Origin of the sequence: Algoriphagus resistens (assembly GCF_001442615.1) — a bacterium.
Lineage (GTDB): Bacteria > Bacteroidota > Bacteroidia > Cytophagales > Cyclobacteriaceae > Algoriphagus > Algoriphagus resistens.
The window spans coordinates 1-25548 of record NZ_LMXN01000027.1 but is presented as its reverse complement, the minus strand read 5'-3'; the positions used below and the strand labels follow the sequence as shown (position 1 = coordinate 25548).

At 42.9% G+C, this 25548-nt stretch carries 15 protein-coding genes; 9 read left to right on the top strand and 6 right to left on the bottom strand.

Annotation, left to right across the window (positions count from 1 at the left end; genetic code table 11):
* The 3 genes from AS141_RS25295 to AS141_RS25285 all read left to right on the top strand — a co-directional run.
* A partial coding sequence (locus tag AS141_RS25295) for a T9SS type B sorting domain-containing protein (RefSeq protein ID WP_057940511.1) occupies window positions 1-2490 on the top strand: 2490 nt, incomplete at its 5' end.
* Between the two features lie 5 nt (window positions 2491-2495).
* Entirely contained in the window at window positions 2496-3467 is a 972-nt protein-coding gene (locus tag AS141_RS25290; protein ID WP_057940510.1) for a PorP/SprF family type IX secretion system membrane protein, read from the top strand.
* A 14-nt stretch (window positions 3468-3481) separates the two neighbouring features.
* Window positions 3482-5437: an OmpA family protein gene (locus AS141_RS25285; protein ID WP_057940509.1), complete on the top strand. Its 1956-nt coding sequence runs from the start codon at window positions 3482-3484 to the stop codon at window positions 5435-5437.
* A gap of 140 nt (window positions 5438-5577) precedes the next feature.
* Here AS141_RS25285 and AS141_RS25280 read toward each other — a convergent pair whose 3' ends face one another.
* From AS141_RS25280 to AS141_RS25265, 4 genes are all read right to left on the bottom strand, one after another.
* Entirely contained in the window at window positions 5578-6024 is a 447-nt protein-coding gene (locus AS141_RS25280) for a hypothetical protein (RefSeq protein WP_057940508.1), read from the bottom strand.
* Between the two features lie 780 nt (window positions 6025-6804).
* On the bottom strand, window positions 6805-8640 hold the full coding sequence (locus AS141_RS25275; protein WP_057940507.1) for an outer membrane protein assembly factor BamB family protein: 1836 nt from the start codon (window positions 8638-8640) through the stop codon (window positions 6805-6807).
* Window positions 8641-8731: 91 nt separating this feature from the next.
* The gene (locus AS141_RS25270; protein WP_057940506.1) at window positions 8732-10438 is read right to left on the bottom strand and encodes a RagB/SusD family nutrient uptake outer membrane protein; all 1707 of its coding nucleotides are present in this window, start codon (window positions 10436-10438) and stop codon (window positions 8732-8734) included.
* Between the two features lie 104 nt (window positions 10439-10542).
* Window positions 10543-13794, bottom strand: coding sequence for a SusC/RagA family TonB-linked outer membrane protein (locus AS141_RS25265; RefSeq protein ID WP_057940512.1), 3252 nt, complete (start codon window positions 13792-13794; stop codon window positions 10543-10545).
* Window positions 13795-14255: 461 nt separating this feature from the next.
* Between AS141_RS25265 and AS141_RS25260 the strand changes: the two genes are divergently transcribed.
* The 6 genes from AS141_RS25260 (at window position 14256) to AS141_RS25235 (ending at window position 23585) form a co-directional block, all read left to right on the top strand.
* Window positions 14256-14891 carry a response regulator gene (locus AS141_RS25260; RefSeq protein ID WP_057940505.1) on the top strand — a complete coding sequence of 212 codons (636 nt, stop codon included), beginning with the start codon at window positions 14256-14258 and terminating at the stop codon, window positions 14889-14891.
* A 179-nt stretch (window positions 14892-15070) separates the two neighbouring features.
* Complete coding sequence (locus AS141_RS25255; protein WP_057940504.1) at window positions 15071-15928, top strand: hypothetical protein; 858 nt, start codon at window positions 15071-15073, stop codon at window positions 15926-15928.
* 341 nt (window positions 15929-16269) lie between these two features.
* Complete coding sequence (locus AS141_RS25250; RefSeq protein WP_057940503.1) at window positions 16270-20424, top strand: AAA family ATPase; 4155 nt, start codon at window positions 16270-16272, stop codon at window positions 20422-20424.
* 514 nt (window positions 20425-20938) lie between these two features.
* Window positions 20939-21814: an alpha/beta fold hydrolase gene (locus AS141_RS25245; RefSeq protein ID WP_057940502.1), complete on the top strand. Its 876-nt coding sequence runs from the start codon at window positions 20939-20941 to the stop codon at window positions 21812-21814.
* Between the two features lie 144 nt (window positions 21815-21958).
* Window positions 21959-22465 carry a DinB family protein gene (locus AS141_RS25240; protein ID WP_057940501.1) on the top strand — a complete coding sequence of 169 codons (507 nt, stop codon included), beginning with the start codon at window positions 21959-21961 and terminating at the stop codon, window positions 22463-22465.
* Between the two features lie 13 nt (window positions 22466-22478).
* A complete protein-coding gene (locus AS141_RS25235; protein WP_057940500.1) occupies window positions 22479-23585 on the top strand; it encodes an adenylate/guanylate cyclase domain-containing protein in 1107 nt (368 codons plus the stop codon).
* A gap of 377 nt (window positions 23586-23962) precedes the next feature.
* Here AS141_RS25235 and AS141_RS25230 read toward each other — a convergent pair whose 3' ends face one another.
* The gene (locus AS141_RS25230) at window positions 23963-24895 is read right to left on the bottom strand and encodes a PorP/SprF family type IX secretion system membrane protein (protein ID WP_057940499.1); all 933 of its coding nucleotides are present in this window, start codon (window positions 24893-24895) and stop codon (window positions 23963-23965) included.
* A 1-nt stretch (window position 24896) separates the two neighbouring features.
* The coding region (locus AS141_RS25225; RefSeq protein WP_057940498.1) for a gliding motility-associated C-terminal domain-containing protein at window positions 24897-25548 on the bottom strand (652 nt) is incomplete at its 5' end.

Sequence of the window (25548 nt, the reverse complement as noted above, 5' to 3'; positions counted from 1 at the left end):
ACTGCAACAGCATCTGATATAGATGCGGCGGGCGGTACCATCTGTTTGGGAGAAAGCTTCGAGCTTACAGCCAGCAGCAGTACGGTAACCAACCCGACCTTCAGGTTCTACACTGATGCGGCACTGACCAACGAGATCACAGATCTGACTGTAACCCCTACAGCAACAACAACTTACTACGTGAGTGTAACAGGTGACAACATCTGTGCAAATGCATCAGGTGAAGGAGCAGAACTGACTGTTTATGTGGGTAGGGAAGCACTATCTTCTGATATTCAGGTGATGAATGCGGTGATCTGTGAAGGTGAAAGCACTTTACTGACGGCTACTAGCAATACTGTTACAAATCCAATATTCAGGTTCTATACTGATGAAGCTCTTACTGAGGAGGTAATTGATCTGAATGTTAGTCCTGTTGTTACCACACGATACTATGTGACCATAACCGGCACTGAAGTATGTGAATCTAAGCCAGAGGAGGCAGCGCACCTGACAGTAACGGTTCGTTCGGTTTCTGCTCCGGTGGTGTCAAATCCTACGCAAACATTCTGTAGTGATACTGATAATCCAACTGTAGGTTCACTGGATGTGACAGGAACCAATATACGCTGGTATGAATCAGAGGTAGGTGGTATGTCACTTGATCCGGCTGCCCCACTGGTGGATGGAGCAACTTATTATGCTTCTCAAACTGATCCGGCTACTGGATGTGAAAGTATAGAAAGAGTCAGTGTAACAGTTGCACTTACACTATGTGATCTAGGAGATGGACTTCAGATTTCCAAGGCAGCGGCGAGCCCTACGGTATTCCCTGGAGGTGAGATTACTTACACTATCAGTATTACCAACACAGCTTCTGTAGTGATGAACGATATAGTTGTAAGCGATGTGTTGGCCAGTCAGTTGACATTTGTGTCAGCTAGTGATGGAGGGTCATTTGATAACGGAACCGTTACTTGGTCCATACCTTCTATCCCGGCCAATACTTCGATGGATCTTGTGCTGACAGTAAGTGTACCTCAGGATATCACAGCTGGCACTATGATCAGCAACGTAGCAGTGGTGACCAGTCCTGATGATCCTGATACTCCAAAAGAATCTGATCCTGAAGTTGTAGAGGTAGTAGATCCTCTATCCTTCACTATCGAGAAAGTTCCAAATATGTCAGAGGCCAAAATCGGGGATGTTATCACTTATACGATTAAAGTCAGCAATGTTTCCAGTCTTGTAAAAGAAGAAATACAGGTGACAGATACGCTTCCGGTAGGACTGATGTATGTGGAATCTGACCAAGGAGGATTGTTTGCCAACGGAGTGGTTTCCTGGATTATACCTTCTCTTGCACCGGGGCAAAATATTGAGTTGACTCTCCTTGCACAGGTTACTGACGAAGTGGAAGTAGGTGATATCATCTACAACACCGCGGTAGTAGACCTCCCTGATGATGGTGAAGACCCTACAGAGTCTGATCCTGGAGATGGAGTGGAAGTAATAGAGAGTGAAACTGAGCTTTCGGTAGTGAAAACCCAGGATGTATCTGAAGTCAAAACAGGTGAACTGATCACTTATACCATAGCGATCTCCAACCTGGGAGAGTACGATGCCAGAAATATGGTGGTGTCCGATACTATTCCGGATGGAACAATGCTCGTTGAAGCGTCTGACGGTGGTCAGGAAGCTGAAGGTATAGTGACCTGGATGATTGATGGGATTCCTGCAGGTGAGACAGTCGAGTTGGAGCTCAAAGTAATGGTCACTGCCGAGGAAGGCTCCATTGTCAACTCGGTATGGGTATCAGGTGAAAACTTCCCTGGCACCGGTGATGAAACTGACCCGGTAGAGGTAGACAATCTCAATGAGGTGGATCTTAAAGTGATGAAGGAAGTCTCCGCTACGCTGGTCATGCTCGGCTCTCAGTTTGAATACAAAATCACTGTGGAGAACGACTCGGAAAACACCAGCAATGAGGTAGTGGTAACAGACATACTTTCAGCTGCAGTGGAATATATCGGTGCTGATGTGTCTTCAGGGTCTGTTACTTACAGTTCTGAGACGAGAACCTTGACCTGGAACATCGCCACTGTTAACCCAATGGCTGTGGAAACGATGACAATAAGAGTGAGAGCTAGTTCTGAAGGGACTGTTTCCAATACAGCATCGGCAGTTTCCGATGACGAAGAACTAGAACCATCTGATAACACAGACACTGTTACCCATGAGCAGTTGGTATTCGAAATACCGAATGTATTCACTCCGAATGGTGATGGAATCAATGACACATGGGTGATCCGAGGTCTGCAGGAGTTCTTCTCGCAAAGTGAACTCGTGGTAGTGAATCGTTGGGGTGTAGAAGTGTACAGATCAACTAATTATCAAAATGATTGGAATGGAGATAATCTGAACGGTGGTACTTATTTCTATCAATTCCAATTGGTAGATACCCAGGGTGTAAGTCATACTATGACAGGTTACGTAACTATAATTAAGTAAGCAAGATGAAACTATTTAAGGTAATTACTCTGCTAGCTGGATGTATCCTACTGTCCCTAAGCAACAGCTTTGGACAGCAGGTACCTCAGTACAGCCAATACATTTTTAATCCTGTTTTTATCAACCCTGCTTATGCAGGATATAAACAGCAGATGTATCTGCAATCTTATTATAGAAAGCAGTGGACTGGGGTGACGGGAAGTCCTGAGACCTTTGCTGTGGCAGGGGATACCTATCTGGAGGAATCCCAGCTTGGAGTTGGGGGACAATTCCTTACAGATAAGTTAGGGGCTCAAAGAACGGTTGCTGCCTACGGAAACCTTGCCTATCACCTGAGACTTAGTGATACAAAATTTCTGAGTTTCGGGGTAGGCGCGGGGGTAATCAATTCCCAATTGGATGGGTCAATGCTAAATCCTGATATGGGGGATGACCCCTCCATACCTTTGAGTAAGGAAAGAATGACCTATCCTGATTTAAAGCTGGGCTTGTTTCTATATGACGACAATTATTATATCGGAGTAGCTGCTGATCAGATGCTTTCTTCTGTAGTTGATTTTGACAAAGGCGATGTACTGGTAGAGCAGGATCCCCATCTATACCTGACTGGGGGATATCATTTTGATCTCAACTATAATTTCTCACTGATCCCATCTGTCATGTATATGGATGACTTCAAAGCACCGGCAAGGATGGATCTCAATGCTGCCTTGATCTTGAACGATATGTTCTGGCTAGGCGCCGGATACCGATTCGGTATCGATATGCCAGGAAGGGATATTCAGCCTGGATTGAAAAAATCCACTGCTGTTCTGGGAATGGTCCAGGTGCAACTACGTGAAAGTTTACGTTTGGGGTATGCCTATGATCATACTATCTCAGGTTTTTCGGTGGGAACATTTACCACCCATGATATTTCTATTGCATTCTTATTTCCACCTAAGCGGGTAAGATTGGTTTCTCCACGATTCTTTTAAGCAAAACTTGACACATGAAAAGATTACTATATTTAGCCTGCTTTCTGATTGTTTGTTTTGCCGCGTGTAAACCTTTATCCTATAAAAAGTACGTAGAAGGTAAAAAACTGACAGAAAATCTGAATTACTCAGTTGGAATAGAGAAGTTTTTAGAAAGTTGGAATGACTCACCTCAGCCTGAGACAGCCCGAGGGTTGGCTCAGGCGTATTCAAAGGTGAGAAACTTTGAGCAGTCTGAGGAATGGTACACAAGGCTGGAAAGAGATGGTGATCTCGAAGTAAATGACCTGAAGCCTTATGCGGAGGCATTAATTGCCAACTCCAAGTATTCTGAAGCTACTTCTGTTCTTTCCAGATTGGATTCTGCCCGTAATAATCCTGAATTGGAATTAATTTGGAAAACTGCAATAGGAGGGAAATCCTTTCTGAATAAATCCTCAGAATCTGCAATTGTGCCGGTTTCTAAAGCCAATTCATCATTTTCTGAATTTGGCCCAATGATTTCCGATGATTCCGTTCTCCATTTTACCTCAGACAGGTTGATGCCCAAGAATGTTCGGGTGGATCCAAACAATGCATTAAAAAGTGATGTGTATGGTTGGACAGGAAATGGTTTTTTGAAAATGTATGAATCTGCCTGGGATAACGAGGAGAATACAGTCAAAGACTCCCTGATACAAACTGAAAGATTTGGTGGTGATCTTCATGTTGGACCTATGTATAAGAAAGGAGATAACCTGTTTCTGGTTTTTACCCAAACCCAGAAACATACAAAGTCCGATTCTGGGTCAGCCAGAAATTACACCCTATTTCCCGAATTGTTCTTTGCACTGGATACTGGCAGCGTCAGCATGGATTCCTTTCAGCCTCTGCCATTTAATGCCCCGTTTTCTTATTCTGTTTCTGACCCATTCTATGATCCCTCAAGCGGACGGCTTTACTTCTCATCTGATATGCCGGGCGGAAATGGACAAGCGGATCTCTATTATTCCGAGTGGAAGGAGGGAGCATGGTCAGCACCGGTAAATCTTGGAGATGCGATCAATACGAACGGTGATGAAAGAACCCCATATTTTGATAAGAATGGAATATTATACTTCTCAAGCACCGGACATGCCGGACTGGGAGGGTTGGATGTCTTTAGAGCATATTCTGAAAATGGGGAATATTCAGAACCTGAGAATTTAGGCAGTCCGATAAATTCCAACCGCGATGATTTTGGACTTTCCCTACTACCTGGAAGTGATACTGAGGCAGTTTATTCTTCCGATAGAAAAGGTGGCAAAGGGCTTGATGATATTTATTTCGCGGATCTTTTTGTGCAAAAAGATTTGGTGATCAAGGGGGATGTAATTGACAAGGAATCCGGAGAAAAGCTTGAAGATGCCGTGGTGACACTGCATAATAGCGAAAATCAATTAGTGAATACGTATGTTTCTGAAGATGATGGATCTTTCAGATTTAAGGTGAAGTTTGATCAAGTTGTCCATTTGGAAGGAAAGAAAACTGAATACCTGACCGGTAACAGTGGTGATATTTTAATCCCCACAGCTGCCCAGGCTAAAGATTCTGTGATCATCCGAAATATATATCTGGATAAAATTGCAGTGGGGAAAACATATACGCTCAAGAATATTTACTATGATTTTGACAAATGGGATATCCGGGAGGATGCGGAACCTGAGCTGAACAATCTGATTAAGATTTTAAAGGATAACCCGACAATTAAGATCGAATTGTATTCACATACGGATTCTAGAGGCACAAATGCCTATAACCTTAAACTCTCTGATAAACGGGCTAAAGCGGTTGTTACCTATTTGATAGACGCTGGAATTGACCAAGGCAGACTTGAAGCAATAGGATTTGGAGAAGAGCAACTACTCAACTCCTGCGGAAATAATGTTTCCTGCACAGAAGAGCAACATCAGGAAAATAGAAGAACTGAATTTAAAATCACTGAATATTGATTTAGGCTAAGCTGGTTTGAAACACTTTTTGATTTTGTTTCTTAATGCTGGTCAGTGATCTTTTAGTAAAAAAGGCCTCCATTCATTTCAGGAGGTCTTTTTTTATTGGCCAAAGGAATATACAAGGCAGAAGCTGCAGTTTAGAATTGGCTTTGGGTATTCAATTTACCTAGAAATGAGCCGTCCTCTACATGTTTTATTTCGTTTAATGGTTTTTCACAGAGGGCAAGATTGAAATCTGTGATTGTATCAACTAGGTTGGAAATACTGCTTTCCTGTTGGGGTGGGATTAAATCCTTAATGAAAAATGCGAGAAAAGAAGATTCCAGATCTTTCCTATATAGGATATGCAATGTGCCTTTTTCTTCTTTGAATTTATTTATCGCATTCTGTACAAATCCTTTGAAAACTTCCTCAAGAGATTCGCTATCCCCCTGGATTAGCGGAAGAGAGTTGTCAAGATGGAACTGTAAGCTATAATTTTCTATTTCACTGATTATGCTTACTAGTAGTGCATAACTATCAATAGAATTTTCTCCTTGCCTTACTTTGGGTCGGCTCAAGTGAAAATCATTTGGGTATGTCATTCTGATTATTTTTCGAATAGGAAAAAGACAAGGGTGATCAGGTGTTTACTCATCATCATAAGTCTAAGAATCTGAGTTTTTACGCAAATTTTTATTTGGCGTGAGACACATGAGGTCTAACCAATCCTGCATTATTTTGTTTTAGATTATTTAGAACTAAAAACCTATTTAAAATAATGTGTTTATAGCAACTAAACACTTCCAACGTCGGTCACAAGTTTTATTCCAGTTTTTGTCGCATCCACTCTGTCGTTTTCCGCTATAAAATTGTGGCTATTAAGGTGTTTTATGAATCGATGTTAGCATAGAAGTGTCCAGATATTACTCATTTCGGTATTTTATGCTACATGGAGGGATTGTTTCGTTTTTCAGCTAATTAATATTTGAATGTTTGGAAGAAGTTGGCACATCCAGGTTTTCATTCTCGCTATGGCATTGATCCCCCAGCTGAATTAACTTATAAGTGACAAATTCAGGTATCAGCCTGGCTTATACCTATATTCACTTTCTACTTAGGTCTACATACGGACACAGACGTTGAATGGGATTACAGGTCTGGCTTTGTTTTCAGTGATATCTTCCGAATATGCAGGATATCAGGAAAATAGAATAGTGGCTAGTAAGCCATTTCAGTTAAAAAGGCCCCGTTGATAAATTCTGGGAGACGAATAGTCCCTCTCATGTGCCTGTTGGGGAGGATTATTGTTCAAAAAGGAACAGAAGATCTGGTTTTTTAGCTGTCCCAGTTCAATTTTAGTTAGTTTAACGGGCCTTTTAAAATCAATAATTCAACCATTCCACTTTCCCGTCCATAGTGGCTACCACAAGCGAATGATCATCTATGATATTAACTGTATTTGCCATTGAATTATCTATTTTGTGCGCCCAGTTTATTTTTTTGGTTTGAGGGTTCACGCTGTATACTGTACTGTTTTTTGTCCCAAAAAAGATATTTCCAGCTTTCTCTATCAGCATTGAAGGAACATGTTCATAACCAAATCCACAATCTATTCTCCAAGCTACGGGTACTTCTTCGCGGCTTGTCGGGAATGCAACAATTTCATCGTTCATGGTTTTGCCATAGACCCACTTTTTGTTTTCCGAAATTCCAATTGACTCGCGCACAGTAGCTTCATTGCTCCGCCATAATTCTTTACCGGAATTAATATCAAGCGCGGTTAAATACCGATCAGGTGCAACAATGTATACCACTCCGTCAGCAGTGACCGGGATGCACATTGCCGGGGAATACATACGGTTGGCTGTTCCATTGTTCCAGCTCCACTTTAAGTCTCCGGATTCTTGATCGAGAGCATATAGGTTTTTATCCCAGGCCCCAAAAATTACCAATCCGTCAGAAATCAGGGGCTTGCTGACCACAGGCCCCATTATTCCTGCAAATTCCCAAATGAGTTGACCACTTTTTGCGTTCAGCGCCCTGAATTTCCCATCACTTCCACCGATATAAATTCTGTTTCTGTCGATTATTGGAGAACCCAATACGGATGCCTCTGTAGAAACTTTCCATTTCAGGTCTCCGGTTTTTTCTTTCAGCGCATAGATGTTTCCATCTCCGGAGCCGAAAATGACCAGGTCTTGGTAGGATGAGGGCGATGAGAATATCCCACCTTCACTTTGGAAAAACCATTTCACCTGTCCATTTTCAGCGTCTAGTGCTTCAAACTTCCCCAGGCTGTTACCGAAAAATACGTTTCCCCCTTTCACCAAAGGCGTAGAGATTACATTAGCGTCAGAATGGTAACTCCACTTCTTGGATACCTGGGGATAGGAGTCATTGCTAGTGTAGTCAGGTCGTGGGAAAGCAATAGAATCCACATAATTTCTATGGCCCAGTTCTATTTCTCTCCAAGGGGCATGTGTTGCTACCCCGGGCGTTCTCTCTGCAAAACGTGCCGCATTATCTGTTATTTCAACGATGGTGTATCCACCGATTTCATCTTTAGCACGTAGATTTGATCTTCCCATGGTACCGGGAATCCCTTCAAAATCATAGGCTTTATTTGTATGTCCATGTCCGCAGATCGAGAACTGCGTATTATGTTTCTTTAGCCTATCGGTCATCTCAAACCAGTTGTCCAGACTCTTGTCCAGGGGATAATGGTTTGCATTGATGATAGGCTGGCTGTCAGGAGTAGCGTTTAGTACTGAGTCCAGCCAAACGACGGCATCTCTGGGAATGTGACCGTCCGACATCCGTACATAGGGACCGGATGCTGTTCCGATGAACTTATAGCCTTTGTGCTCAAAGACAAACTTATCGTAGCCGAACGTCTCAATGAAACTGACTCCTCCGGATTCTGACCATCCCGTATCATGATTGCCGGGAATTACATAATAAGGAATAACAAGGGCATCCAATAGTTCTTTCGCCTTTTTGATTTCTTCGTCGGTTCCCATTTCAGTAATATCACCGGTCACTATTGCAAAGTCCATTTCTCCCAGTGAATTGATATCCAAGACCGTTCTTCTCAAATCTTCCTCTGCTACACCATTAGGTGATCCTATATGTGTATCGGTTACGAAGGCGAATTTGAAATCCTGGGCAGAAGTGCTGCCCAGTTTTAGAAGAAATAGTATAATGAGTATTTTTTTCATCGTTGGTTTGAATTCGTTGTATTGATGCTTCAAAAAAATGTCCTTCTTCCAATTTAGAAAGAAGGACATCAGTTGGTGTTTTTTTAAGTGACTACCAGCCAGGATTTTGAGTTAACGTTACTCCATGCTGATCATATAGTGTGATCTGATCCAGAGGCACTGGATCCAAGTAAACTTTTGGATCTTCAAACAGCCTCTGGGAAACAGCTGCTGTCGCAGGAATGATGTATCCTTCCTCACCGTCTGTCAGTGTCACGCTACTTTGAAGTTCCGGATAGTCTGCCCTTCTGATCCAGGCTCCCCGGTTGATATCCGGATTTCCTTCGGTATCAGAATATTCCAGTTTTTCCCAGCGCATCAAATCGTCCGTTCTGAATCCTTCCATCATTAACTCTATCCTTCTTTCACGGCGTATTTCCCAGAGAATGGATGATACATCCGGGTCCCTGGCAGGATCCTCGTAAACTACGCCATTTACACCGGCAGCATCACCTAGTACTTCCAGATGTGGAAGCATTACTCCGGGTCTGTCCCGGAGTACATTGATGGACATATCCAAATCTGCCTGGGTAAGGGCAGCACCACCGACGGTGGCCAACTCCGCTGCAGCTTCTGCATAATTGATCAGGACTTCTCCATACCTCATGACCGGTGAATCTGTATAATTCAGATTGGAGCTGCCTTCTGGCTGGTCTTTGATCACTTCATTCAGGAATTTATGTGTGGAATATCCCGTGGTGCTGTAATTGGAAGCAATGCCGTTCAGCCTCAACTCATCCGAAACCAGCGTTTCATAGATTCTTGGATCTCTGTTGGCCATCACCTTGTCTATTCCTTTGTCACCCTGGTAAAGCGGTGAAATTCCGATCGGCAACCCATCTTCGGCCAGATAGGATTCAATGGCATCCTTGGACACACCTGTCTGAGGTTCCATGTTGTTGTAGGAATTTAACGCATGTGTTAAGATACCCGGCTCGTAATGTCTGTATAGAATTACTTCAGGATTTCCGGCCAGGTTCAGTGAGTTAAATACTTCCCGGTAATTTCCTAAAGCGTATTCTCCCGTGTTCATAAGCTCAGTTGCGGCATTTTTGGATGCTTCCAGGTACTCCCTTGCCTTTTCAGTGTTGCCCTTGTGGTATTTTTGCCAAGTGCCTTCGTAGAGAAATATTCGCGACATAAAGGCCAGAACTACAGCTCTGTTCACCGTCTGCCCGTCGTTTCCATCATCTATCCGTACATTTTGCATTGCAAATTCAAAGTCTTCCAAGACCCTGTCCATCACAAATTCCCTCGGATCTCTAGGCTTATAAAGTATTTCTTCATCAGATTCAACTAGTTCCTGGTCATACCAAGGCACATCCCCAAACTGCTTAACCAAATCGTGGTATTCCAATGCCCGGAAAAAACGGGCAACCCCGGACCAATGCTGTATGGCTTCTTCCTCCATCGGGACCGTTTGTATCCTGTTCAGGAAAATGTTGGCTTTTCGTACGTAGGAGAAAGTCCAGTAGGAACTTGTAGCTGCTGTAGGTACGGTCCTACGAAATTGTGCGGGACTTGCAGGGGCAAAATCGTCATTTAAGGTTTGGCTGGAGAAGAATTTTCCCCAGGCATACCCCGCACCATATCCGCTGAAGTAGGCGGTATAGAATCCCCATGAAAAGCTCCTGACATTAGTTTCATTTTTCCAGTAGCTTTCATCTGTGAGGCTGTCCAAGGGAGGTTTTTCAAGGAAATCATCACAACCGGAAATTGCAAGGAAGCTTAGAGCGAGTGCTATTATTCTTAGTTTCATGTGTTTATATTTTGATTTTTATAGGTCACATGGAATCTCGCATGGCTGATAATCATCCCTCTGTGTAACGCTTTAGTCATGCTCGATTTCATCGTGCTACCAATTTAAAATGTAACCTGTAAACCAAATGACAGGGTCCTGCTGTACGGGTAGACCCTTCCGAAGGTATTGGAGTCATTGTTTCCTGCGGTAGTATAATCTACTTCAGGATCCAGCGGTAGGTCTAGCTTATCAAACTCAAAGAGGTTTTCACCACTTACATAGACTCTCACCTTATCCAGGTTTACTTTGGAAATCACCGATGTAGGAAGTGCATATCCCAAGGTGATGTTCTTCATTCTTACATAGGAAAGATCCAATAAGTAACGCGTCTGAGGCATGAAGTTCCGGGAGTTGTTGGATTGGCTTGCATCGGTAGGGCGGGGATAAAATGCATCAGGATTTTCAGGGCTCCAGTAATCCAGTTGATGGGAGAACCAAGCTTCCCCGGGTCTGTATCCCGGGATCATGATCGGTCCATTTGCCCAGTAATCTCTTTTGCCTACACCCTGTACAAAGATGCTCAAGTCTATTCCTTTGAAGTCCATTCCAAGCCGCACCCCATATTGATACCTTGGCGTAGAATTTCCTATCACTTTAAGGTCACCGTGATCTTCTTCGGTATTTTCACCGAAGGTAATTTCTCCGTCCCCATTTAGATCTTTGTACTTCACATCGCCGGGCCCATAGTAGAACCAGCCGCTTTCGTAAAGTTCTTGGGAGGGTATTCCCTCGTTTAGTACGTATTTTCCGTTGTCCACTACCAGCTCACCATTGGCATCTTTGACAAAATCGTCTTCAGTGAACAGGCGGTCCGTCTCATACCCCCAGATATCACCGATTACTTTGCCGGGGCGGTTGGAATAGATACTTTGATTGTCAGCAAATTCAGTGATAGTTTCTCTATAATCAGATACTACTACCGTAGCATTGAGGTTTAATCCGTTGGTAAAACCATGGTTGTAATCCACGGCAAGTTCCCAGCCTTTGGTCTCCAACTCTCCGAAGTTCTGCTTTGTAGCCGAAGTACCGTATGAGGCAGGAAGCACTTCACCTGCACTGTGCATATCACTTGTCGTGCGGTTGTACCAGTCGAAGGCAATACCGAATTTATCCTGGAAAAATCTTGCGTCAAATCCCAGATCAAGCGTAGTCACTGTCTCCCAGGTCAAAGATGAGGGCAGCGCACCCGGCGTGCCAAAGGTTAGTTGATTATCTCCTCCAATCAACCAGCCGGATGAATAGGAATTCATAATTCTGTAAATATCACTTAGGTAGGCGTTTTGGTTGCCTATAGCTCCCCAAGATGCCCTAAGTTTCAGGAAGGACATTACCTGAGTGACCGGTTTGAAGAAAGATTCTTCAGAAATCACATATCCTGCTGACATGGATGGGAAAAAAGCCCATCTTTCAGTAGGGGAAAGTCTCGAAGACCCATCATACCTTCCATTCAATTCCAAGAAGTATTTACCTTTATAGTTGTAATTGATCCTGCTGAATGCACCCGCTGTGGACCACTGGTTTCTGGCTCCATCGACAAATTGGTCACCGGAAGCCAAGTCTAATTCACCTCTGTCCAGATCCATCAGGTCCCGTCTTTGTGAACTTTGGTACCAATATTCATAGGCTTCTACGTCACCGCCCACCATGGCTTTGAGTGAATGGTCACCTAGCATTTTTTCATAGGTTGCAAATGCTTTTCCCACATTTCTGTTGCTCCATGAGGAAGCATATTCAACGCGGTTATAGGAGGCACTGGTATAGGGTGCATATTGAAGATTTGCTCCGGTAGACCAGAAGTTATAAGCTGATACTACGCCACCGGTCTGATGATCATGGAAGTTTTCCGAGTCAAACGTATAATTTGCCACAATTGACAGGCCTTCGATAGGGGTAATGGTGGTGCCAAGATTAATTCTTGTAAAGGCGGTTGTTTCCTCATTCATCTTAGCCTGCTGCACTTCAGTAACTGCACTTCTGAAAGGATGACCTTCATAGGTACCATATGGATAAGTCTTCGGCCATCTTAGTAGGTAATACCAAGGGTCGTAAGTTTCGCTGGAGAAGTAAAAAGGCCTGGTGAATTTGGTGTTGCTGTAAAGGACACCACCGCGGACTTCCATCCAGTCAGTAACTTGAGTGCTCAGACTCAGATCAGCTGAATATCGATTAAATTCATCGGGATTTACTTTCAGTACCCCGTTTTGACCAAGATACCCTACACCAAGTCTATAGGTGGTTTTCTCACTGCCCCCAGCTACAGAGAGGTCATGTTTTTGCTGGGGTGTCCAGTCTTTCATAAACATATCCCCTGCTTCCCAGGGACGGTAGAAGAACAATCTGCCGTCTCTGATCTCAAAGTCCCTGCCCAGCACCATCTCATCCCCTAGATCCTGACCTCCGTATTGTGCTTCCCAATCACGCATCTTTTGAATGCCTATTTCATCAAAGTACATGCCTACCACACCGAATACGTTGGTTGATGGATTGGTCCGTTGCAAAGCTTTGAAGGCCATCTCTGCACCATCCGCAGCATTAGCAATGGTAGGGGTTACCGTAGGAGTAGCCCAGGCAAAATTGTTTGAATAGCTGATTTTTGGAGCTTCTCCCTTTTTACCTTTTTTGGTAGTGATCAAGATCACTCCCCATGCGCCACGTGCTCCGTAGATGGAGGAAGATGCGGCATCTTTCAAGACTGAAATCGATTCTATGTCTTCAGGATTGACCAATTGTAAGTTGGGGATTTCCACGTTGTCCACTAATATCAGCGGCTGGGCCCCTCCAGAATTACTTAAAGTCCCCACAGAACCGCGTAGTCTGATGGTTGGGTTCTGGCCGATTTGACCGCTGGGAGTGGTTATGGTAAGTCCCGGTGTGGTACCCTGGAGACCGCGTGCGACATCGGTGATAGGCCTGGATTCCAGTACTTTTGTGTCCACAGAAGAAACTGCTCCCGTAAGATCACTTCGCTTTTGGGTTCCGTAGCCTACCACGACCACTTCATCCAGGGATTGCGCATCTGGCTCTAAGGCGATATTGATTGTGCCGCTCTCATTGATCACGTGTTCCTGGCTGATCATACCAATAAAACTGAATACAAGAACTTGCCCTTTTTCGGCATCTATCTGGTATTTCCCGTCGATGTCTGAGTTGACACCCTTTGTGGTCCCTTTGATCAGGATGCTTGCTCCTGGTAGGGTCATTCCATCTTCAGCGCTGGTTACCGTACCCGATACATTTAATGTCTGGGAATACACCTGAAAATGAAACAGGAGAAAACACATCGCCGCAAACGAACAATGTAAAAGTTTTTTCATGTTGAACATTTAATTAATTGAGTTGAATAGAGTTATATGAAACAATACTTGCTGCGCCGGAGGTTTTGGTTTTACCTGGTCTCTGGTCATTTCCTATTATTTCACATTCAAATCTTTCTAAAAATTGACCTTATTCAATCCCTGAAAACAGGGATATTCACAAATCACTAGTGTTGAATAGCGCTGGATTGAGTAATTTAGGGTAGATCTTAAGTATGGGATTAGAAAGGACATTTGTGCCATTTCTAATCATGAAAGTTATTCCGGAGCGAAGAGACTTCTGAGGACCTTTGGATCCTTTCCATGCAGATGTTTACATTAAGGAGACTCTTTGAATGAAAAATATAAAAGTGAATGAAGAATAGATTCCGTTGGTGGAATTTTAGTGCTTATATAAGTATTGGCCAAGTAATCTTGGTAAGCAATAGAAAGAATTGCATTTTACATTAACCCCTAAGTATATGATCAATGTATTGATAGCAGATGACCATCAAATGTTTATTGATGGAATGAAGGCTTTGTTGCAGGACCTTCCAGGTATCAAGGTAGTGGGGGAAGCCAGTAATGGAAAAGAAGCTGTGGTCCATTGTAAAGATCATTCAGTTGACCTGGTGATAATGGACGTGAATATGCCGGAGATGGATGGGGTGGAAGCGACAAAAGAGCTGTGCAAAACCAACAAGAATCTGAAAATTCTTGGACTTTCCATGCATAGGGACAGACACTTTATTTCAGATATGCTTAAAAGTGGTGCTAGTGGATACATTCTTAAGAATACAGGTAAGAAGGAGCTATTGGATGCAATTCAAACACTCTACAAGGGTGAAACCTATGTTAGCGAAGAAGTCAACAAAATACTATTAACCAGCTTTTTAAAGGATTCGGCTAAGTATGAGGTGAATGAGAAATTGTCCGGGAGGGAAACTGAAGTTCTTGAAAGCATTGCTATTGGGCTTACGACGCTTGAAATCGGAGAAAAACTTTTTATCAGTAAAAACACGGTGGAGACTCACCGCAAAAATCTGCTTTATAAACTTAAAGCAAAAAACACAGCCGAATTGGTGAACAATGCGTACAAAAGAGGATTGATCAATTAGAAGTTTCAACAACCGATATTACCCAACATAGCTTTGCTCTTTCCGGTCAGAATAATTGCCTCTGGTGATTGTTACAAATCCCTATTTTCAGGGATGGCGGTGGGACTATTTCAAAACATATTTGTACACAATGTTGCTTTGCCATAGGTCAAGGCTCTTTCCTATTAAAATGATATTGAATGCTTTTATTGGCAGATAGTGGCTCCTCTAAGACCGATTGGAGGCTAATCGATAAGTCGGGCGGATGCGTGGTTTCCCTCAAATCAAAAGGATTAAATCCCTATTTTCTGGCTGCTGAGGAGATCAAAAAAGAACTTAGCAATAAAGTTCTAAGTAAGATGTCCAACGTGGATAGAGTTGTCTTTTATGGTGCCGGATGTGGGCATCCTGCTAAGGCTGCAGAACTTGCAGCTGTGTTGGACGAAGTATTTCCAAGCCACATACCTGCAGAGGTGAACGGGGACATATTCGGAGCGGCGAGAAGTTTGCTGCAAGGGGAAGCGGGTATAGCCTGTATCCTGGGTACCGGAGCCAATTCCTGCCTCTATGATGGCAAAGAGATAGTGGGTAGTGTGCCTTCTCTGGGTTATATCTTAGGGGATTATGGAAGTGGTACTGTTTTATGTCTTGATTTAATCCGGGAGTTGCTTCAAGGCAATCTGGGAATTGAGCTCAGAGATGAATTTTTGGAGAAGTACGGACTGGATCAACGGCTGATTCTGGATAAAATTTATAATCAACCACGGGCCAATCGTTTTCTGGCATCATTTACCCCGTTTCTCCTTAAACACGCAGCAAATCCTGTGGTTCTTGCTATCATACAAGAGAACTTCCGGCGTTTTTTTGAATACTACATTTTGCCTTTGCGAAAGGAAGGAAAATCAATTCCATTGGTATTCACCGGTTCTATTGCCTATCATTTTGCTGTGCACCTGAAAGCAGTAGCCGATGAGTTCGGCGAGACGATCACAAGGATAGAACAACATCCAATGAATGGGCTGGTGAATTATCACAGCCATACCTTCGCCGATTATTAACCCGGTAAATTCGGTTCCCTGTTTTATGGCATATCCTGGGTATTCTCTTCCCTGCGGGAAGTCCGGGATTTATGGCATTTGGAGAGTGGGGCTCTTGACCGCACATGTATCATGAAATTCTACCTAGGTAGGGCACACTAGGATCGGCTAAAGTGAAGCAAGAAGATTACCGATTACGCTGTTTGTGTGTTATTTTAGCAAATGAGCGCTTTCATTTGCAGGCCATATGCACGAGCGAAATTGGTTTCGGAGAATCTTGCAGAGTAACTAATCCTCCCACTGTATATTGCTCTTAGTTATGCTCGATTTCGTCCATTTAATCCACTACATCTGATCCTGTGATGCAAAGTTCGACCATTAAAAGTAATGCCGTACTAGAAGAAATATCAATCCATAATTTGCTGTTGGATCAGCTGGATGGTTATCTAAAGAAGATGCTTCATCCATCAAATACACAATGGACCGGAGCCGTAATTATAGGAAAGACAGGGGCAGGAAAGACATTTTTAATTGAAAAATATCTCCAAAACACGCCCTGTGATGTGCTCATAAGCAGCCAGTCGCAACAATTGCAAAATTTGCCCTATGCAGGACTGAAACAGGCTATAGGCCACTACCTGCGGACAAAATTCAAGGAGATGGATCAGCGTACTTATGCTTCCTTTGCGGCAGGATTAAAGCAGGTTTTAGGGGATAATTTTGCTTTGCTGAGTGAATATATTCCAGAGCTGACAATGTTGGGAAGCACAATGGTTAAGCAAGAAGCTTTCAGTACTCCCAAGATGGAAAACCAGTTATATTTTTTATTTAAGATACTGTTTCAATATTTCAGTGAGTTTTCCCAGCGGGTACTTATACTCTTTACAGATGATTTGCAATGGATAGACGGTTCTAGTGCCAATTTGCTGCAATATTTACTGACGCATTTACCGCCTTCCAAATTACTTTGGCTGGGAGCCGTGCGCGATTCCAAAGAGGATTTGGGTCAGGTGGATCAGTTGATCAGCTCATTGGGTTTTGACCAGAAACATATTCAGCGAATTGCGTTGGGCGAGTTTAATCTAGCGCAAAGTAGGCTTTTCATCGGACAGCTGCTTCAGGGAAACTGCGATGCAGATACATCGGAACTTCTACACAAACTAGGGAAAGGGAATCCTGCGCTGTTGACAACCCTGGTAGATGCCCTTGTCCAGGAGAAATTGCTAAACAAGAAGGAAGGGAGTTGGAAAGGCGAACTTTCCCAGATCGAAATCCGATACCAAGGGGTAAACTCTACCCAGTTTTATCAGGAGCGGCTGGATTCATTCAGTAGTGAAAACAAAAAAATACTGGCCTTTGTAGCCTGTGCCGAAAAGATTACCGAAAATGATCTGGCACTACTTTGTAGTGCTATCCGTAATGCCCAAAGCGCCATAGGGCAATTGGTTGCAGGTGGGGTGCTTACATCTCAAAACGGGAAATATGAATTCGCGGAAGGCTACTTTGGTGAGTTTATCTATGCCCGTCTTTCGGCATTGGAGAAACCCGCTTACCACTTTCAGATTGCAAACGTACTTTTAAGAAATAACTTCAATAAACTGAGTAATTCAGAGAAAGTCATTATAGCCCAGCACATGCAGCAAGCGGCTGAAAGTATTGAAGTGACAAGTGAGAAAGTCCATGCGGCTACCTTGATTTTGGAAGTTGCCCGGATTCAGAAAAATGAAAATGCCTTCACTCAGTCCAAATTGCTTCTCAAAGCCGCATTGGTATTATTAAAAGGACTCAGATGGGATGAAACTGGAGACATTTTGTTTCAAACCCATCTTGAAAGTGCCAAAATAGAATACCTGCTTGGAGAATATGATCTGGCAGAAATCAAATTGGATTATTTAATTGAACATGTGATAGCAGTAAAGCAGACTGTGGAGGCATTTGAGCTTAAGATTGTTATTAACAACCACTTGGGGAGGTATCGGAAGGCAGTGGTAATACTTCGGGAAATTTTATTGGAACTAGGCCTTCAACTTCCGTTGGATGAACAGGAATTGACCAGACAGATTCACGGTTTGCAAAAGTACGTCACCTCCAAAAGGGAAAGCATTCAGGGGCTTTTTGACCTGACAAACAAAGAGCACCAGAGTTCCATACTTCGTTTGTTGTATGTTGGAGGAATGGCTTTGCATCACACTTCGGAGGCGCTGATGACCTGGGCGGCACTACAGCTTATTTTACGCTCACGATTTTTTGATTTGCCAAATGTCAGTACCATAGGTTATGTGAGTTACGGCAGGATGCAGATTATTGCAGGGAAGCTCAGCAATGGTTATGAATTTGGCAAGAGGGGAGTGGAAATCAACACCTCTCTCCATGATTTTCAGTATAGATGCCGCGTGTTGGGTGTTTTTGCATTTTATATCCAGCCCTGGAAGAGGCCATTTGCGGAAAGTACTCCGCTTTTGACGGAAGGAATGGAGGTGGGGAGAAAATCTGGGGACCTTATCGGATTGTACATTCTGAAGACTCATTTGTTCAACCTCCATTTCATTAGCGGAAAGCCTATCTCCGGACTTTTATCCTACGAGTTCAAAGAGTCCTATCCTGGAATGGAGCTGACCTATTACATTACCCATTATCAAAAGGAGCTGATCCGCTACCTAACCACTGAGAGTCCATTTTTATCTTTGCCGAAACAACTGCCCGGAGGGCTGGCAGCAAAGCTGACGCTTCAGGAAGAACGGTTCTACAGGTACTATGTACTGGCACGGTATTATTTTCTATTTGGGTATTACGATCAGGCCAGAAACAGCGCCATGGACGCTGACCGAAATAAAAAACTGCAACAGGGATCGCCGTTGGTTCCTGCAAATACACTCATTCTCAGTTTGGCTATTACCCAAAACTGGACAAATCTGAGTGAGTCGGAACAATCAGAATACCTCATTTGGCTGGAAAAAACATTCGCCGGATTAGGCAGTTGGTATCAACATGCACCAGAGAATTATGCTGCTGATTATTGGTTGCTCAAAGCGGAAATAGGAAGGATAACCGGTGGGAGCCACGTTCAACTGATCCACGATTATGAAATGGCAAACCAGTTTACTGGAAGCAACCTGTATCAAAAGGCTCTTTGTCAGGAGTTGACAGGTAAATACTACTTAGCCAGAAAGGAACTTGCATCCGCTAAACTTCACCTGGTGGAGGCAGTAAGATGGTATGAGCTGTGGGAAGCAAAAAGGAAGGTGAGGCAACTTGTGCGGCAGTATGCCTTTTTATTTGATTCTGACATAAAAGCCAATAACCCGTTGGATATAGAAAATATCCTCAGAGAGCTGGGGGGTGAGATGGATGCTGAACTTAACATCAGGAAGCTTCTGACCATCTTGCTTAGAGTGTCAGCCTCCAGCGGAGCTGCTATCCAATTAATAGAACAACAGGGACAGTTAGGATATAGGAGGGAAATGCGACTGGTGGATACCCGTGAAAACCAAGGAAGAATAGCCGGACCTACTGACCTGTCTGGGCTTTTTCTTATGGCTTATCGGACTAAATCACCAATGGTTTTTGATGATTTAGTGTGTGATACAGGCTTTCCTGAACTTAAAGTATTGGGTAATTCAGGGGTGAAGTCCTGCATGATTTTTCCCATTGGGATTTCAGAGTCACTCTCTATGATTGTTTATTTGGAAAGTAGTTTTTGCAAAGACAATTATTCCAATGAAATTATCCGTTGGGTCCGTATAGTTTCAAGCCAGGGAGGGATCATTCTTGAAAATGCCAAAATATACGAAAAAAGCCTTTTGCTCAATGAAGAAGTGAAGCTGGAGGTTCAGCAAAAGCAGGAATTGATGACACTTATTGAACAGCAAAAAAACGCCCATATCAAAGATTTGCTGAAAGTGCAGGAGCATGAAAGGGAGAGAATTGCAGGTGCGCTGCATGATAGCCTGGGTTCGCAGCTTTCCACTATCAAGATACGCCTGACTAATCTATTTGAGAAGTATGGAGAACAGGCTATGCAGCATGAAGGCAACGAAACTCTGGTTAAGTTGGATGACGCAATCGGGGAGGTGAGGAGAATAGCACATCATATGTCACCGGTTTCCCTGCGAAAGTTTGGACTCTCATCAGCCTTACAGTCTTTGATAGAAGATATAAACGACTCCACAAAGATAAGTGCAGAACTGCAGGTGCTTGGGTTTGAAAAGAGACTGGAAGCGCAAATCGAGCAAACTGTCTATAGAATCTGCCAGGAACTCTTACAAAATGCCCTCAAGCACAGTAAGGCAGATCAACTTCGTCTCCAACTGATCAATCATGAAGATTCATTGAATATTACCGTAGAAGACAATGGTATTGGCATTCAAAAAGACCGACAACTTTGGGGTATGGGGTTGCTGGGCATTGAGACTAAAGTCCAGATGCTAAACGGCACATTTTCTATTGAGAGCCAATCCGGAAAGGGCTGTCTTTTGGTTATCGATTTTCCTGTAGTCTCCTTGAATGGATTGCACTAAAGAATTTGGTTGCCTGGATGAAGATTTCCACATTTCACCACGTTTAACGAAACCTTACACCACAAATTTATACCCAGACGATTCAAAAGACCAAACCAATTGGGAATCCTAGCGAAACGGATTTTGAGCGGATCAATTCCACAGCAACGTCGAAGAGCCTTGACTTCTTCCAACCCTTTCTTTGAAGCATACAACCCGCCTTGTGGGTCTGTGCAGGCATGCCTTTGGCTTTCTTTTCAGCCTGAAGAGTCTAACTAAACTGTTTTTAAGTTTTGCATTAAAATTAAATTTGATCAATAGGGTGACTTATACTGATCATAGGACAACTATGCCTATGAAGCTGTAACAGCATAACGTTTATCATTTGGCGGAACTGACCTCTTAAATCGCCGCTTTTACACCCTAATAACCAACATTTACTATCCAATCTTTGTATGGGCGCCATAGGTGTTTTCAGGTATGGCGGAACTTAATATTTAAAATTGAACAAGTACCCCTTTTAAACTAAGAGACAATGAAACGGACAATCTTTTCAGTATTGATATTTTCTATTGCAACGCTTGGTACGGCCCAGGAAAAAATGAAACCGACCCAATCGGGTTATGCTCCGGTGAACGGACTACAGATGTATTATGAAGTATACGGCGAGGGTCAGCCCATTGTACTGATTCATGGTTCCTTTATGGATATCCCGTTAAACTGGTCATCAATAATTCCGTTGTTGGCCAAAGACAGAAAAGTTGTAGTCACGGAAATGCAAGCTCATGGACGCACCAAAGATATCTCCAGGGAGTTAAGCTATGAAGGCATGGCAGACGATGTATCAGGGCTGCTTACTCACCTTAATATAAATGAATCGGATGTTCTGGGTTATAGCATGGGAGGTGGGGTGGCCTTCCAAATGGCCGTACGCCATCCGGATCAGGTACGTAGACTCGTGGTATTGTCAGGCACCTACGCACACGATGGGTGGTGGCCGGATGTGGAAGCAACTTTCACCACGTTCACTGCAGATATGTTCAGAGGATCTCCGATAGAGGAATTATATCTTAACGCAGGAAACGATCCAGACCATTTTCCAGATTTTATTAAAAAGGTGATCAGTATCGATTTAAAGCAATATGACTGGTCTGAGGCAGTGAAAAAAATTAAAGCTCCCATATTCATTGCTATCGGTGATGCTGATGGTGTGCGCTATGAACATGCGATTAAACTGTTTCGCAGTAAAGGCGGCGGGAAAATGGGAGATATCCACGGATTGCCTGAATCCCGCCTGGCCATTTTGCCTGGCACCACGCACATCGGTATGATCCAACAGACGAAATGGTTGATACCTATGGTAACCGATTTCCTGGATTCCGACCTGAAAGCAACTCCTCCTACCTTTTAGCGAAAACCATAAGAGCTAATAATGGATTTCATAGACTTTTCTGTATGGATTCCTATAATTTAAAATGTCCGATTTATTCTATCTAACTGATAGGTAATATTGGATCTTAAGCACCTGATAGAACTAATATTAAAAGCTAAATCAATGAAGAAAGAAAGAGAAAATTTATTAAAGAGCATCCAATTCACCTTCGAAACCCTTAAACAAGAATTGTCGAAGTTTGATCAGGAAAAGCTGAACCAAGTTCCATTTGAGGGTAGTTGGACAGCTGGTCAGGCTGCTGAGCATATCATTATCTGTGGCGATGGTATCCCCGACTCAAATACCACAACCACCGAAAGGGCTTACGATGAAAAGGTTGGTGCATTAAAAGGGCTGTTCCTTAACTTTGAAATAAAATTTGAGGCTGATCCTTCTATAGCGCCTGGGCAAGGTCCGCATGATAAGGATACACTGATTCATAAAATAATGGGAATCAAGAGCAATTTGGAAAATGTGGCCAAAACAACTGATCTGACATCCCTCTGTGAAGATATGGAATTCCCCACTTTTGGGTTCTTGACAAGGTATGAGTGGCTGCAATTTATCTTATTCCATACACAGCGTCATACAAATCAAATTACAATCATTGGCAAACACCTGATAGCCTGACACCAAATCTATAATGAAAGCAGCCACGCAAATAAAGTTTCGCCAATTAGGGATAATAATGCTTCTGTGGCTGTTTTTTGGTTTTGTGATAGCCATATATGACCATTTGCAATTATTGACCTATTATTCACTGGGACCTTCCCCGGCTTATTCCTTTGGGAATTCGGTCATTAGAAATATGGTACCTGGATTTATCGGTGCGCTACTCGGAGGCAGTCTATTGGTATTCTATGTAAATGAAAAATTCAGGGACAAGCCTTATGGATATACCATTGCATTCGTAGGTATAAGCTTTGTACTTATTGTTGCATTTATCACCGTGGTCATGGCCGTTTTTCTGGTACCGTTACAGACAGGAAGGGCACTTTCAGACCCGGGAACCTGGCAGGCTTTTCTGGATTTTATTACTGATCCATACCCGCTTAAAAATGCAGTGGTGTGGGCTTTTATCGTCGAGTTCACGCAACTGATGCTCCAGATCAACAGCAAGTTTGGCCACCGTACCTTTTGGAATATCCTGCGTGGCAGATACAATACTCCAAAGGAAGAAAAACGCATCTTCATGTTCCTGGATCTGGACAATTCTACCTCAACAGCTGAAAGATTGGGCAATGAAAAATATCATAGGTTACTGAAGGATTTTTTTGCCGACATCACTGACCCTATCATAGACAATAAGGGCAACATTTATCAATATGTAGGTGATGAGGTAGTGGTGGCTTGGGATTACAACCAGGGTGTGGAAGCCCACCAATGCCTCAAATGTTTTTTTGACATAAAGACACGCATAGCCAAAAAGAGCCGCTACTATCAGGAAAATTATGGCTGGATTCCTTCATTCAAGGCAGGTTTTCATTCGGGAAACGTAGTGGCCGGTGAAGTGGGGATCATAAAAAGAGACATTACCTATTCAGGGGACGTGCTCAATACCACTGCACGGATCCTGGGAAAGTGCAGTGAACTCAAGGAGGAAATTTTGGTAAGTTCAGAGTTGTTATCGTTGCTGAATATCTCAAAAGAATACCAAAGTCGCATGTTGGGCAAAGTATATCTAAAAGGGAAAAGTAAGGATGTACTCATTCACTCCTTATCGCTGCTGCAGAATGCTCAAGGGGCATGAAGGAAGGTGCTTGACTGATTATCAGATGACTGGACAGTTTTATACGTCACCCCGGGATGTTGTGGTTACCACTCCACAACATCCCATAATAGCAAGGTTTCCCAAATTGATAGTTCCGCTTTTTCTGTTAGGTTCTACCCTTAAGTTAGTGGAAACATGACTTTTGATGAGTTTTAATGAAAGAGGACATACACTCATGGGCCTTTAAAGGCTAAACGACGGTCTCTAATATTAAGTAACCAACTACTGGTCAGGTTTTCATTGCCGGACTTCCATTAAATTCGTGGTAGAACCTTCTGTTTTATACTATTCCAAGATATCTTTCTATGCCGGGATTTATCGGGATGCCATAATTTTAGAGTTGAAAGCATTAAGAATCATTCGAATCCGTCAATAAAATAGGATAATATGAGCCCATGGCTATTTCCTAATATGGAGTTGTTAAAACGTGTATTGTGCTGATAATTGAGCAATAGATGATTCCAGGCATAGATCCCGACAAGAAAGTTAATAGACGAGGTGCTACGATATCCAACTCCCAATTCAAGTTTATTTCTAAAGCTAAAGGATAGATTAGTATCGATTTGAGCAGGTGCGCCATCTTCGTATTTAATCAGTAGGCTGGGTTTTATCATAATATCTTCCACCCTGTAAGAGAAAAAGCGATAGCCTAAATACCCGTAGATTGGATTTGATAGGTTAAGTTCTTGGTGAGGGGAGAATTGATCTGTTAATAAATTAGGGGCGGATACCCCTATGTAAAAACCTGGTGAATGGTAGAGAAATCCTACTCCTATTGTAGGTAGTGTTGCGGCGATGTTTTTAGCAAATTCAGGATCATTGTCAATTTCAAGATCCAACAAGTCCTCCTTAAGATGGTGTAGGCCAGCTGTCATCCCAAATGAAAACACTTTTCTATTATATAGTTGCCAATAAGGGCGACGCATGTACGATTTGTTGTTTTTCGCACCGAAGAATATTTTATAAGAGTATGCGATGGAGGCATTTGTATTGGTGGTTACCCCGATTTTGTCATGAGACAATAGTGCGCCAATACCCATTTTTTCGTTTGACAATGAAGAGTTAAAGGTAATGGAAGAAGAGCTTGGAGTACCTTCTATTGAATTGAAATAACCGTGATTACTAAGTATGATTTCAGGTCCTAAAGGCATCCCTGTGTAAGCAGGGTTTACTAGAAATGGATTAAAGTTGTACTCTGCAAAAAGGGGAGTTTGTTGGCCATATGACAATATGGAAGCGCAGCTAAGAACCAATAAGAGAATAAGGTCTGTATATTTTATCGTTTTCATCTTATCGTTTTATTAAAATGAATCCCTTCACGCTTATTTTTTTGAAATCTTCCTGGAGTAAGATTTCAAAAAAATATGTGCCTTCTGGAAGTTTTGAGGCACCGAGTTGGGTCAAGTTGTTGGCTGTTCCGTCGAAAACATTAGTTGTATTGTCGTAGTTATGGGTTTCGAAAACTTTATCCCCCCACCTGTTATAGACAGAAACCTTGTTTTGAGGGTAATCTTCGATTTTGTCAATTGCCCAAAATTCGTTTATACCATCTCCATTGGGAGAAATCCCGTACTTTGTTTTGAAGTGTTGGTCGTTACTTTTGGTGGTAAAACTTATCTCTGCACATCCCACCGCTTCCCCGGATGGGCTGTAGGGAACCACAGATACGAAATATTTCTGGCTTGCATTCAACTTATTTTTCGGCTTATAGGAGGTGGTCAGAACAATTTGATTTTCTAACACATCTTTAGCTCCTGGAGATGTTCCAATGGAAACATAGTACCACTCCACATCCTCGATTTCATTCCAGTTGAAAGTTATATCAGTCGCAATACCTTTAGCTCCATCCTGAGGAATGGTGATGGTGGCACATTCCGGTGCAATAAGGAAGGTTTCTGTAGTAAAGCTGATCCCGGAACATCCTTCTGCTTCCCCTGCAGCA